Genomic DNA, 12,903 nt, shown 5'->3' on the forward strand with positions numbered 1-12,903 from the left:
ATATATACAAGGTTCTTTATGAGTTTATTGGAAAAAACAGAAAAGTTGCAATCGTCAGGAGTGGTAAAAGCCTTACTTGTTACTGCTGCACTATTCGTAGTACTTGCAGGGCTAAAAATAGCAACTAATATTGTTGTACCTTTTTTACTATCCGTTTTTATTGCGATTATTTGTAACCCACTGATAGTCAAAGCTTCTAAATATAAAATACCTAAACCAATCGCGATTATTGCCATTATTGCGATTATTTTGTTGTTGGTTTTATTGCTTGGTGGTCTTGTTGGGCAATCGGCACGTGATCTGTCTGACTTATTACCCCAATATAAAGCTCAACTTAACGAGCAGTTTGTTTGGTTAACGGCAAAGTTAGCCGAATACAATATTCAAATATCATCTGATTTATTGGTGGAATATTTTGATCCAAGCGCTGCTATGGGGTTAGCGGCTAGTATGTTAAGTGGTCTTGGCGGTGTAATGGCTAATCTATTATTGATCATTATTACTGTGATTTTTATGCTATTTGAAGCGCCATCGTTACCTCGTAAAATTCATCATGCATTAGATGATCCTGACATGAAGATGAATCAAATAGACCGATTTTTAGAATCAGTTAATAATTATCTTGCCATTAAAACATTAGTAAGTATTGCTACTGGTATTTGTGTTTCACTCATGCTTTGGTTATTTGGGCTAGAGTTTTATTTATTGTGGGGCGTATTGGCCTTTTTACTTAACTATATTCCTAATATTGGTTCAATGATTGCTGCTGTTCCAGCGGTTTCTTTAGCTATTTTACAATTAGGTATAGGTTCTGCTGGAGCTATTGGTTTAGGTTACATTACAATTAATATGATCATGGGCAATGTTATTGAGCCAAGATATTTAGGTAAGGGATTAGGCTTATCAACATTAGTTGTATTTTTATCGTTGATTTTTTGGGGATGGCTTTTTGGTACGGTAGGTATGCTGTTGTCTGTTCCTTTAACTATGATCATTAAAATAGCTCTAGAAGAGTCTAAAGAAGGGCGCTGGTTTTCCGTTTTACTTTCAAGCGATGAGTAAGTTAATAAAATTGATAGAAATTACACTTTTTAACAATTATCAACATTTTACCCACTGAAATTATAGTATTGTAAGCCGATAATACGCTCACTTGTTTAACTTGTGAGCTTGTTATTATGCCTCTACAATCTAAATCTTCTAAAAATAAACCTTTCTCTGCTGGACGTGCTTCTTTCCCCTCAATAGAGTTTCGTATAATTTTTATTATCTGTTTCTTTATATTTATTTTTATCAGCCATAGCGCACAAGCAAAGAAGGAAGCTCGTCAGTCAATATATATAATGAATGAACAAAATGGACATGATTATATTAGAGGATTTGGTGTTTCTGCTTTACATAAATATAGATCCAGTGATATTGGTTTTGAAGTGGATATGTCGTTATCAAAAGCCGAAATTGATACAGGAAAGTATTCAAGTCAAGAATATATAGCATGGGAATTAGGCGGAAAAATCGGATATTTTTCAGATATATTTTTTTATGGTGAGTTTGGTTTTGATTTTGGTGAATTAGCTTTTCAAGATAGAGATGAAGAAGTGTACGATGTTCATTATTGTGATAACGAAGCGCTATTTTGCAATAATTTTAATTCTAGCTACCGTCGCGATCGTTATGACGATTCTAATGATATCGATGTTTACTTAGGTTTAGGGGGTGGGATAGACTTTGGTCCAATTCAGTTAACTGCCTATTCACGTTATAGGCAGGTTGATGGAGAATATTGGACTTCACAAGGGCGTTTATTCTCTGGTGTTAAGTTAGCACTGTCTTTTTAAAGAAGACATATCGTTAGGCACTTTTAACAATTAGGCCTTTAGCTTTTTGAAAGAATGTAGAGATAATGCTTTTACTAGGTTTTGCCTCCATATACTCGTAAGGTGTATTTAACAAGGTTAAACGTAGTGATAAGGTAGAGCCATGACCCCATGGCCATAAAAGCGCAACAACAGATTTTTCATTATTTTGGGGCGAACAAGTAAAAATGCGTTGATCTTTAATTAATTTAGCGTAATTACCAAGCTCATTTTTAATTGAGCTAGGCGCTTTTTTAATTGATTTTCTGTCCCACTCATGTGGATATTGTTTGAGTAAGATGTCTACAACTTGATCTGTTTTACCACTGGCAAATTCGGCTAATAAAACGTTTTTTTCTTCCTCCCATCGCCAAGTGAGTAACTCACCAAATGATTCAACTAAATCATCTGAAGCTGTTCTAATTTCTTGTTCTGTGTATGTCATCTTTTTCACTTTTCTAACGTTTTTAGTTATTAAATCGGTCAATACACCATTGTTTAACTTCATCTGAAGATAAAAAGCTCCAAGCTATAAAACGACTTGTTTTTTGACCTTGTTCCATTTTTATTATTTTTACATTGAAGCATTTTACTTTTTTTAATGCTAATTGTAGTGGTCGGATGTTCTCTTTTTTAGAAACTAAACAGGTAAACCATAAAACTTGCGATGAAAACAATAGGCTTTCTTTTATCATTTTTTTTATAAAAGCTATTTCGCCGCCTTCGCACCATAGCTCATTACTGGTGCCACCAAAATTTAACAGGTTATTATGAGTAGGTTCACCATTTTTATTTTTGTTCAGATTATTCCATTTGCGCAGTGAACCCTTGCAGGCTTCTTCTTCAGATGAATGAAAAGGAGGATTACATAGCGTTAAATCGTACTTTTCATGCTCTTTTATTATGCCTGTAAAAATTAAATGCGGGGAGAGCTGCTTTCTTATTTCTACTTTGTTGATAAGAGAGTTATTTTGCTGAACAATTTTTTTTGCTGATATAATTGAGGCATCATTAACATCGGTACCCACAAACTCCCACTGATACTGGCAAGTCCCAATAATAGGGTAAATACAATTTGCTCCAGTACCAATATCTAAAACATTTATTACTTCTTTATGAGGGATTTTATTTTGGTTAGTTTCTTTTAATAAATCTGCTAAGTAGTGAATGTAATCAGCTCTGCCTGGAATAGGGGGACATAAACTCCCCTCGGGAATATCCCAAAATGAAATATTATAATTGGTGATTAATAAGCTTTTGTTGAGGAGGAAAACAGCTTCACTATTCGAAAAATCAATCGTTTCATTATTATGAATATTAGTAAAAACGAATGGTTTTAATTCAGGTGTTAGGGAGCATAACAGGTTAAAATCATAGTTACTCTTATGTTTGTTTCTCGGGTGCAGCTTATTTTTAGTTTTAGAGGCTGTTGGTTTAGTAGAGTTATCTATTAAGTTATTGATACAATTCTATCCTTTTGAACCAATTTTAAAGGTGCCATTTGACAAAAATTGCACTGTTTCTTTTCTTTTCTTACCGATTAAAATTGTACCGTCATCCATAAATAAAAAATTTTTCCAACAACGTTTAAAAGTAGCCCATGTGGTTTCTATTATATTATTTCTTGTGCTGCAAAAATAAACTACGGTGTTGTTGTCCCAAGTAATATGGTTTTGTATTAATTCGGGTAACTCTGCTTTGTCACTGTCCCAATCACGTTCCCAGTTTGCGGAATCGATCCAACTTTCCGGATTAAATGCCCAATCGCCTTTTTTAAAAAAGTCGGGATGGTCTACTTGCTTACTAATAAACGTATCCCAAAGTGTATTCGCTCGAGTCGCTTGCATCGGTTTAATTTTATTTAAGTCATTAAGGCTAATTGGCAAGCTTTTATGTTTAAAGATCCAAGCATTTTTTAATTCTTCAAGGGGAATGTAGTTCATAAAATTTTATATTTAGGTAAATTCAACGTAATTATACAGAGAATAGCCAAGTCTGTTAATGATTATCAGGATCGATTTTTTATTAAAAATTAATCCTTTGAAGGAAAAGCCTAATTAACCTGAGTTCGGTTTAAGATATAGTTAACTCATTGAAAAATAGTCACTAAAAATTCGGTTCGCTTCTAGTTTGATAGTTTTACTTAATTCAAGGTAAATTTACGCGTCACTAGCTGGGCTATTGCAAGTGAATTTAACGCAGAAGTGAGAAAATAACTGTTAGAAGAACATTTATTAAGCCGAACTCAGGTTAATTAATAATTTTTTAATGATAATGAGTCAATTACTAAATTGTAGAGAGTGATAATTAACAGCGTTTGGGGTTATTATTATCCGATATGATTATATTGTCAGCTTTTTTTACAGTTTAATAATTGAACGATTTTAACGTTGTCTTAACATTATGTAACTTAGTCCTTTTTTATATTTGGTACATCTTATGCTTTGATCTTGGTAGTTATTGGAGTTGTATTGTTGATATGGATATTGTTAGAAAACTTACTAATCACATAGGATAGGACACTATTATGAATAAACTATTATTAGCTTCACTAATTACAGGTACGTCATTTGCTGCTACTGCTGATGTAGTTACCTTTAATGACTCATCTTTTAACGGAACACCAGGTTCTGAGGTAATATTTGATTTTATCGATTATGATCCTGATATCGCAACAGTCACACAAACAGATACTGATTTGAGTGGTGATATTACCGGTATAGATGCATTTTCTGAATTTGGAACAACAGACATTGTCAATTTTAAACTAGGTACAACCAATTTAGCTGTGGATCCTGCATATGAAGTTTTCTTTGATTATTCTTTTGACGGAATGGCTGCTACTGTTGTTGGCGATGAAATAGTTGTAACTTTTTCTTCTGTAGGCGCATCGACAGGACTTTATGTAGACACTACTGTTAATGGAACATATGATGGTGGAACACAAATCGCATCATTTGGTTTGAATGCGGGTGGTTGTTCAATTGTTATAGCACCTGGTCCATTACTAAATAAAGGTTTTTGTTCGCTTGATTTAAGCCTAAATTTTATGGCAGGGTATTTCTTTAATTCATCTGGTGACGATTTATCTACCACCCCTGGTAGTAAATCTGCGGAGCTTATTGTAACAGTACAAGATATTATTGGGCTGCTTCCTTTATATCCAGGCGGGGCTGGAAGTTCGCAAACATTTGAAATTCAACATGATGGTAATATGACAATGACAGTGCCAGAACCAGCTACTGTAGCCATTTTAGGTTTAAGTTTACTTGGTTTTGCAGGTATGAGACGTCGTAAATTATAATTATTACTATTTATAAAAATATCGAAGATCAAAAAAGCCGAATTCTTATTCGGCTTTTTATTTTATATACCGAATATAAAATTAAACGTTAAATCTAAAGTGAACTACGTCACCATCTTTAACTTTGTATTCTTTACCTTCTAAGCGCCATTTACCCGCTTCTTTAGCACCTGATTCGCCATTAAATTCAATAAAATCGTCATAAGCAATAACTTCTGCACGAATAAAACCTTTTTCAAAATCTGTGTGTATAACACCTGCTGCCTGTGGCGCTGTTGCATTTTGTTTAACAGTCCAAGCTCTTACTTCTTTAACACCGGCAGTAAAGTAGGTTTGTAGGTGTAATAAACCATAGCCTGAGTTAATTACTCGGTTAAGCCCTGGTTCTTCTAAGCCCATTTCAGCCATAAATTCAACGCGATCTTCATCATCCATTTCAGATAATTCGCCTTCAATTTCAGCACATACTGCAACAACTACAGCATTTTCTTTATCTGCGATTGCTTGTACAACATCTAAGTAAGGGTTGTTTTCAAAACCGTCATCGTTAACGTTTGCAATGTACATGGTTGGTTTTATAGTTAAAAAGTTTAAGTAAGCTACTGCGGCTTTTTCTTCTTTAGATAAATCTAAAGAGCGGATCATGTTCCCATCTTCTACATGTTTTAATATTTTTTCTAAAACAGGGATTTCAAATTTAGCATCTGCGTCGCCACCTTTGGCACGCTTAGCTTGACGTTGAATAGCTCGCTCTGCAGTATCCATATCTGATAATGCGAGCTCAGTGTTAATAACATCAATATCGTCAGCCGGATCAATTTTATTCGCAACATGAATTATGTTGTCGTTATCAAAACAACGAACCACATGGCCAATAGCATCTGTTTCACGAATGTTAGCTAAAAATTTGTTACCTAAGCCTTCACCTTTTGATGCACCAGCCACAAGGCCTGCAATATCAACAAATTCCATTGTAGTTGCTAGTACACGCTCTGGTTTTACGATTGTAGCAAGTGCATCTAAACGAGGATCAGGTACAGGAACAACACCCGTGTTTGGCTCTATGGTACAAAAAGGGAAATTGGCTGCTTCGATACCAGCTTTGGTTAAAGCATTGAAAAGGGTAGACTTACCTACGTTTGGTAAACCAACTATGCCACATTTAAATCCCATGAGATTATTCCTATTAAAGTTTGAATGCTATTTTATATTTATTCTATGACTGATTATTTACAGCTATATAGAGCAAATATTAATTATTGTGCTTTGAATGAGTGTAGACGATTTTGTGCTTTTTTAAGGTCGTCTTTTTGCCATATTTCAAAACAACGACTTGCTTCGTCAACACATTGGTCGATTAAGCTTTGTTCGTTTGCTGGCGCTTTGCCAAGTACATGTCCGGTTACGCGATCTCTATGACCTGGGTGGCCAATACCAAGACGTAAACGGTAAAATTCTTTGTTATTAGCCATACAAGAAATTATATCTCGTAAGCCATTATGACCACCATGGCCACCGCCTTTCTTAATTTTACAAGCTCCAGGTTCCATGTCTAATTCATCGTGTGCAACAAGAATGTCTTCTACGGGGATACGATAAAAATTTGCAAGGGGAGCAACTGCCTGACCACTTCTGTTCATAAAAGTAGTGGGTATAAGTAAATGAACAAGTTGTTCACCTATATAACCTTTGCCGTAATGGCCAAAGTATTTTTTTTCAGGTCTTAAAGATATGTTGTAACGAGATGCAAGTTCTTCTACAAACCAAACACCTGCATTATGGCGGGTTTTTGTGTATTCGGGGCCTGGATTTCCCAGGCCCACTACTAACTGAATAGTCATCTAAGGATAAGTCCTAAGAATTGTTATTCAGCAGCTGCTTCTTCAGATGCTTCAGCTTCGTCTTCATCAGATGAACCTTTAGGAGCATTAGATGTAACAACAGCTTGGTCATGGCTTTCGCCTTTAGCTAACTCATCAGAAGTAACACCTTTTGGAAGTGTAATGTCTGATAAATGTAACGTTTGACCAACTTCAAGTGAAGCAAGATCTACTTCAATGAATTCTGGTAAATCAGCAGGTAAACAAGTTACTGCGATTTCATTTACGTGATGAGCTACTATGCCACCTTTTTTAACAGCAGCATCTTCATTAATGAAGTGAATAGGTGCGTTAGTTTGAACAGGGTGAGTTGCATCAATGCGTAAAAAATCTAAATGCATGATAACTTGTTTGAATGGGTGACGTTGCATGTCTTTGATTAAACACTCAACAGGCTTTCCATCAATGTTCAATGTTAAAACTTGTGTGTAGAATGCTTCTTCTTGCTGTGCACGAAAAACATTTTTGTGTTCTAAAGTTAAAGAAATTGGATCTTTACCTTCACCATATAAAATTGCAGGAACTTTGTTCGCGTGACGTAGGCGGCGGCTCGCACCTTTCCCTAAATCTGTACGTACTTCAGCTTCTAACGTAAATAAATCAGTCATATTATACTCTTTATAAAATTAGTTAATTGTGTGTTACTTTTTGCGACCAAAAGTAACGATATTCCTTTTATGTTTAGCTGATGAGTAATCACCACCTAAAAAAGGCGCCGAATAATAACATTCGAGCTAAGTATTGCCAAGTTTAATAGTCGTTAATCATTAAACTTTTTGTGGTTTTGAATATAACCGTTATTTTGGAGTGAATTAGTGATGTTATTTTATGGAGCTAGTTTACATTGATAAACCATAATGCTGGGCTATATTTTGATATTGCTCCGTTTCTTTTAATTTTTTAATACATCTATCCATATTGGTTAAAAATAGTTTAGGGTTGTGAATGTTTTTAGAAAACTTAGAGACAGTAACATAGTAAATTTTTTCTTGAATTGTTAAGTTGTGAATTTTAACTTGTTCTGTAATATTGAGTTGTTTAGCTCTCCATTTTAGGGTTTCTTTAGAATTAGCCATTATTTGAAAACGTTGTGGTGTAGCTAATAATTGCTTGAACATTGCATCAATATCATAACCTTTTGAAACTTCACCTCTTGCTTGTTTTACTTCTAAAATATCTTGTATTTCTTTTGTGTGGGTTAAACCATCTAAATGACCAAATATATAAGGTTTAATATCATTGAGTTTTTCGATTTTTATATTGTCTGATCTTTTTGTGACTAAACCATATTGTGAGGTAAATATGGGTTCATTACCGTAATATACAAAACCTTTTCTCTTCTCGTTATAAGAATAAACACTAATGTCAATATCTCCTGATTTCATATAATAATGAGTACGTTTGATTGGAAGATATTTTAGGTGTACTTCGTAATTAAGTTCATTGATACAGGTCGTTAATATTTCTTTTCCTAATCCCATTTTTCCTTTTTCGTGGTTTGAAAAAAAGAAGGGAGGCCATTTTACATCATTTAAATTAATTGGAGAGGTTTTAGCTTGTATTGTTAGGGAAAGAAGAGTTAAGAGCACGAGTAAAAAGGTGAGATATGTTTTATTCATGTATTCATCTTAATTGAGTAGTTAAAGGGACTCTTATTAAATTAAATATAGCTGAATTTTATGATTTAAAATCAATAAGGCATAAAAAAACGCCAAGAAGGCGCTTTTTTAGGGATTAGAAAATTATTCTTACTTAATCGTCGAACATGGCTGAAATTGATTCTTCGTTACATACACGTCGAATAGCTTCTGAAAGCATGCCACTTAATGTAAGTTGACGAACAATACCAATCGCTTTAATTTCATCAGTTAATGGAATTGAATCGGTTACAACCACTTCGTCTAATACTGAATTTCTCAGATTTTCTGCTGCGTTACCTGATAATACAGGGTGAGTTGCATAAGCAATTACACGTTTCGCGCCGTGCTCTTTTAACGCTTCAGCAGCCTTAGCTAGTGTTCCACCAGTATCTATCATATCGTCAACTATAATACAGTCACGACCGGCAACATCACCAATAATATGCATAACTTGAGCAACATTAGCTTTTGGTCTACGTTTGTCGATAATAGCTAAATCTGCATCATTTAATAGTTTTGCAACAGCACGAGCTCTTACAACACCACCAATATCGGGAGATACAACTATAGGGTTGTCTAGTTCACGATCTCTCATATCTTCCAATAATATAGGTGTACCAAATACGTTATCTACTGGTACATCAAAGAAGCCTTGAATTTGTTCAGCATGAAGGTCTACTGTTAAAACACGGTCAACACCTACACTTGAAAGAAAGTCAGCAACAACTTTCGCTGTGATAGGTACACGTGCACTTCGTACACGTCTATCTTGGCGAGCATAACCAAAGTAAGGTATAACAGCAGTAATACGACCTGCAGAAGCTCTGCGTAAAGCATCAATCATAACGATAAGTTCCATTAAGTTATCGTTAGTTGGAGCACAAGTTGATTGAATTATGAATACATCCGCACCGCGAACATTTTCAGTAATTTCTACACTAATCTCACCATCACTAAAACTTCCAATTTTTGCTTCGCCAAGAGTTATGTATAGGCGGTTAGCTATTTGTTTGGCCAGTTCAGGGGTGGCGTTACCCGCAAATATCTTCATGTCAGGCACAGTCATTTCCTTAGAAATCTTTGACATTAAAATTACAACGCTGCATTTGTATAAATGCTAGCAAATTATTTGTTCAACCAGAAATAATGGTTAAAGCATTAAAACATATGGTTATTTATTAGCTAAATTTTTTATAGCATTAACAAGTGGAGATTGATTAATGCCTTTAGCTACAAACGATTCAATACCTTCAGGAAGTGTAGATTGTACTTTTGTCGCCTCGTGTTCTGAGTTAAATCGCGAAAAAATACAAGCCCCTGTACCAGTCATTCTCGACGGCGCGTATTCTATCAACCAAGCCAGTAGCTTGGCAACCTTAGGATAGTTTTTTATTACGATAGTTTCGCAATCGTTATGGCATGCCTCTATATGCAAATCTATGTCTGTAGTGTTAGTTATATTATTTACCAATAATTTAGGTGTGTTTCTAACCAAATTAGGTGAACTAAAAACATCTTGGGTCGAAATGCTACAAGAAGGTTTAGACACTAAATACCAAAACTCAGTAGGATTTACAGGTGTTAATACTTCTCCTATACCTTGTGCAAAAGCAGCGTAGCCCTTAACAAATATAGGTACATCAGCGCCTAAAGATAAACCTAACTCGGCCAGTTGGTTAACGGGGAGATTTATATTCCAGAGTGTATTTAATGCTAATAAAATAGTGGCCGCGTTAGATGAACCGCCCCCCAATCCTCCGCCCATAGGTAATACTTTGTGTATTTTTATTTGTACACCAGCATTATGTTCGATTTGATCTTGTAATAATTTAGCCGCTTTATAAATGAGATTGTCGGAATTCTTTACACCTTCAATAGGCGTTAAAATTTCAATTTTATTACTGTTATTCACACATAATTCAATAGAGTCGCCATAGTCTAAAAATTGAAATACGGTTTCTAATTCGTGATAGCCATTTGAACGTTGCCCAACAACATGAAGAAATAAATTAAGTTTAGCGGGAGATGGAAATGAAACAAAATTTTCTGTGGTCACAATTTATTGTCCTATATGAAACCGTTTATATGGTCCAATTATTTATTGCAATATTAATGGTTAAATCTGCCGAGGTTACTTTAATTTTATTAGGTAAAGTAACTTTTAACTTACCTTGTTGAACACTTTGATAAGATGAGTATTGAATAATCCAGACATGACCATTGTAATGACTGGTTAGCGTTAAGGGTAATTTTGAGTTCGGATCAAAAGTAAAAGTGTCTTTTTCATTGTAGGATATTGCTTTTATCCAATAAGAGAGTGCTTCTGTTGGAAATGTAATATCAGTTAAGGATTCAATCAAACGGTCTAAATTATTACTTTGATATTCTTCACCATCAACTTCAATGGTATGAAAATTTTCATTTGAGGTTAACTTTAAGACACTAATGCCAAGGTAAGTTGTTAAATTAAGTTGTTGTTTGTTTTTTGATTTTTTCCAATAAAGGGAAGCGCTTTTACGTTCAGTACTGTTTATAAAGGCTATTTTACCTTTTACTTCCCACATTTTTAATTTAGCTAAGCTCGCTTCTCTTTTTTTATATCACTTGAAAAGCCTTTATCAATATCGTTAATAGGTTGTGTGGATATACAGCCTGTTAATAATACGATAAAAAACATCAATATAAGTGATTGATTGATTGAAGGGCGCATGGCAACTCTACATGACAATTTGTTCATTATATTTGACCACAGATAGGGACATGCTTTCAATCAATCTCTCTATTTCACAAAATTAATTACATGATTTTTGCGAAATATCACTAAAAATATGACACAAGTTTGATATCGATTAGGTTATAATAAACAGATTATCTATATCATGGTTATATTAAATACTCTTAATGTAACGTTTAAAAAGGCTTAATTTATAGCATTATGTCTATTATTGCTGTTGGAATAAATCATAAAACTGCCCCCGTATCGGTAAGAGAAAAAATTTCTTTTAACCCCGACGCATTATCAACAGCGCTTCAAAGCATGCTTGATTCTGTTCAATGCAAAGAAGCTGCTATTTTATCAACCTGTAATCGTACAGAGTTGTATCTAGTACAAGATGAAACTATTGATAAAACTCAAGAACGCCTTATTAATTGGCTTGAGCAATACCATAATGTTCCAGCTTCTACCATTTTACCTAGTTTATATATTCATCAAGGCCAACAAGCTGTTAATCATATGATGCGAGTAGCTTGTGGTTTAGATTCTTTAGTTTTAGGTGAACCTCAAATATTAGGGCAAATGAAACAAGCTTATAGTCAAGCTAAAGCCGCTGGTTCAATGGCTTTAGTTATGGATCGGTTGTTTCAACGAACTTTTGGTGTAGCCAAGCAGGTAAGAACCGAAACTGAAATAGGCTCTAGTGCTGTTTCTGTCGCATTTGCTTCAGTTAATTTAGCTAAACACATATTTGCTAAATTAGAAAAAGTACGAGTATTACTTGTTGGAGCAGGTGAAACGATTGAGTTAGTTGCTAAGCATCTTTATGAAAATAATGTGGGAAAAATAACAGTAGCAAATAGAACGCTTGCTAAAGCTGAAGTTATGGCTGATAAATTTGGTGCTGAAGTGATCACATTGGCACAAATACCAGAACGTATGAGTGAATCAGATATTGTGATCAGCTCAACAGGGAGTACTTTACCTATAATAGGGAAGGGGATGGTAGAGCATGCTTTGTCTAAGCGTAAACACCAACCTATTTTTATGGTTGATTTAGCTGTTCCTCGTGATATTGAAGAGCAAGTTGCCGACTTAGAAGATGTATTTTTATATACCGTTGATGATCTCCAAAGTATTATTGCTCAAAATATGGAGAACCGTAGAAAAGCCGCTGTAGAAGCTGAAAGTATTGTAAATACTCAATCGAATAGTTTTATGTCATGGTTACGAGGTTTAAATACACAAGATACAGTTGTAAGCTACCGTAAACAATGTTTGGAAAGCCGTGACCAATTACTTGAAAAAGCACTTATTCAGCTTAAGGGAGATAAAAAACCTGAAGCGGTATTAGCCGAGTTAGCAACAAAACTAACCAATAAGTTTATGCATGCTCCGACCAGTGCTTTACAGTCAGCCGCCCAAGGTGGTGAATTAGACAAACTTATTTATTTAAGAGATATTTTTGATATAGATAAAAAATCATAAATTTTATCTTTCAGTCTGC

At 34.6% G+C, this 12,903-nt stretch carries 15 protein-coding genes; 4 read left to right on the plus strand and 11 right to left on the minus strand.

Translation table 11 applies throughout. The features are described 5' to 3' along the window. Nucleotides 1-18 precede the first annotated feature (18 nt). A complete protein-coding gene (locus AC0L5Q_RS00990; RefSeq protein ID WP_473613674.1) occupies nt 19-1,062 on the plus strand; it encodes an AI-2E family transporter in 1,044 nt (347 codons plus the stop codon). A gap of 116 nt (nt 1,063-1,178) precedes the next feature. Next, nucleotides 1,179-1,838 (plus strand): hypothetical protein, encoded by a 660-nt coding sequence (locus AC0L5Q_RS00995; protein ID WP_473613676.1) that lies wholly within the window; start codon nt 1,179-1,181, stop codon nt 1,836-1,838. Between the two features lie 13 nt (nt 1,839-1,851). Here AC0L5Q_RS00995 and AC0L5Q_RS01000 read toward each other — a convergent pair whose 3' ends face one another. Genes AC0L5Q_RS01000 through AC0L5Q_RS01010 form a run of 3 tightly spaced genes read right to left on the minus strand, consistent with a single transcriptional unit; the run spans nt 1,852 to nt 3,799 of the window. Continuing rightward, nucleotides 1,852-2,301 carry a hypothetical protein gene (locus AC0L5Q_RS01000; protein WP_473613677.1) on the minus strand — a complete coding sequence of 150 codons (450 nt, stop codon included), beginning with the start codon at nt 2,299-2,301 and terminating at the stop codon, nt 1,852-1,854. A gap of 22 nt (nt 2,302-2,323) precedes the next feature. Then, nucleotides 2,324-3,319 (minus strand): 23S rRNA (adenine(1618)-N(6))-methyltransferase RlmF, encoded by a 996-nt coding sequence (rlmF, locus tag AC0L5Q_RS01005; protein WP_473618243.1) that lies wholly within the window; start codon nt 3,317-3,319, stop codon nt 2,324-2,326. A 6-nt stretch (nt 3,320-3,325) separates the two neighbouring features. Then, entirely contained in the window at nt 3,326-3,799 is a 474-nt protein-coding gene (locus AC0L5Q_RS01010) for a DUF2947 domain-containing protein (protein WP_473613679.1), read from the minus strand. Nucleotides 3,800-4,383: 584 nt separating this feature from the next. Here AC0L5Q_RS01010 and pepA point away from each other — a divergent pair. Next, complete coding sequence (gene pepA / locus AC0L5Q_RS01015) at nt 4,384-5,160, plus strand: flocculation-associated PEP-CTERM protein PepA (RefSeq protein WP_473613681.1); 777 nt, start codon at nt 4,384-4,386, stop codon at nt 5,158-5,160. An 81-nt stretch (nt 5,161-5,241) separates the two neighbouring features. Here the strand turns inward: pepA and ychF are convergent, their stop codons facing one another. From ychF to AC0L5Q_RS01055, 8 genes are all read right to left on the minus strand, one after another. Continuing rightward, nucleotides 5,242-6,333 (minus strand): redox-regulated ATPase YchF, encoded by a 1,092-nt coding sequence (gene ychF, locus AC0L5Q_RS01020; protein WP_473613684.1) that lies wholly within the window; start codon nt 6,331-6,333, stop codon nt 5,242-5,244. An 83-nt stretch (nt 6,334-6,416) separates the two neighbouring features. Next, nucleotides 6,417-7,001, minus strand: a complete 585-nt coding sequence (pth, locus tag AC0L5Q_RS01025) for an aminoacyl-tRNA hydrolase (protein ID WP_473613686.1) — start codon at nt 6,999-7,001, stop codon at nt 6,417-6,419. Between the two features lie 23 nt (nt 7,002-7,024). After that, nucleotides 7,025-7,648: a 50S ribosomal protein L25/general stress protein Ctc gene (locus AC0L5Q_RS01030; RefSeq protein ID WP_473613690.1), complete on the minus strand. Its 624-nt coding sequence runs from the start codon at nt 7,646-7,648 to the stop codon at nt 7,025-7,027. A gap of 231 nt (nt 7,649-7,879) precedes the next feature. Further along, on the minus strand, nt 7,880-8,659 hold the full coding sequence (locus tag AC0L5Q_RS01035) for a substrate-binding periplasmic protein (protein ID WP_473613692.1): 780 nt from the start codon (nt 8,657-8,659) through the stop codon (nt 7,880-7,882). 133 nt (nt 8,660-8,792) lie between these two features. Next, entirely contained in the window at nt 8,793-9,740 is a 948-nt protein-coding gene (locus tag AC0L5Q_RS01040; protein WP_473613693.1) for a ribose-phosphate pyrophosphokinase, read from the minus strand. Nucleotides 9,741-9,851: 111 nt separating this feature from the next. After that, complete coding sequence (gene ispE / locus AC0L5Q_RS01045) at nt 9,852-10,736, minus strand: 4-(cytidine 5'-diphospho)-2-C-methyl-D-erythritol kinase (protein WP_473613694.1); 885 nt, start codon at nt 10,734-10,736, stop codon at nt 9,852-9,854. A 25-nt stretch (nt 10,737-10,761) separates the two neighbouring features. After that, nucleotides 10,762-11,244: a lipoprotein insertase outer membrane protein LolB gene (gene lolB / locus AC0L5Q_RS01050; RefSeq protein WP_473613696.1), complete on the minus strand. Its 483-nt coding sequence runs from the start codon at nt 11,242-11,244 to the stop codon at nt 10,762-10,764. 11 nt (nt 11,245-11,255) lie between these two features. Continuing rightward, nucleotides 11,256-11,417 (minus strand): hypothetical protein, encoded by a 162-nt coding sequence (locus tag AC0L5Q_RS01055; RefSeq protein WP_473613698.1) that lies wholly within the window; start codon nt 11,415-11,417, stop codon nt 11,256-11,258. A 198-nt stretch (nt 11,418-11,615) separates the two neighbouring features. Between AC0L5Q_RS01055 and hemA the strand changes: the two genes are divergently transcribed. Continuing rightward, nucleotides 11,616-12,884, plus strand: a complete 1,269-nt coding sequence (hemA, locus tag AC0L5Q_RS01060; protein WP_473613700.1) for a glutamyl-tRNA reductase — start codon at nt 11,616-11,618, stop codon at nt 12,882-12,884. The last annotated feature ends 19 nt before the right edge of the window (nt 12,885-12,903 follow it).

It is taken from the genome of Pseudocolwellia sp. G5-9, from assembly GCF_055808995.1.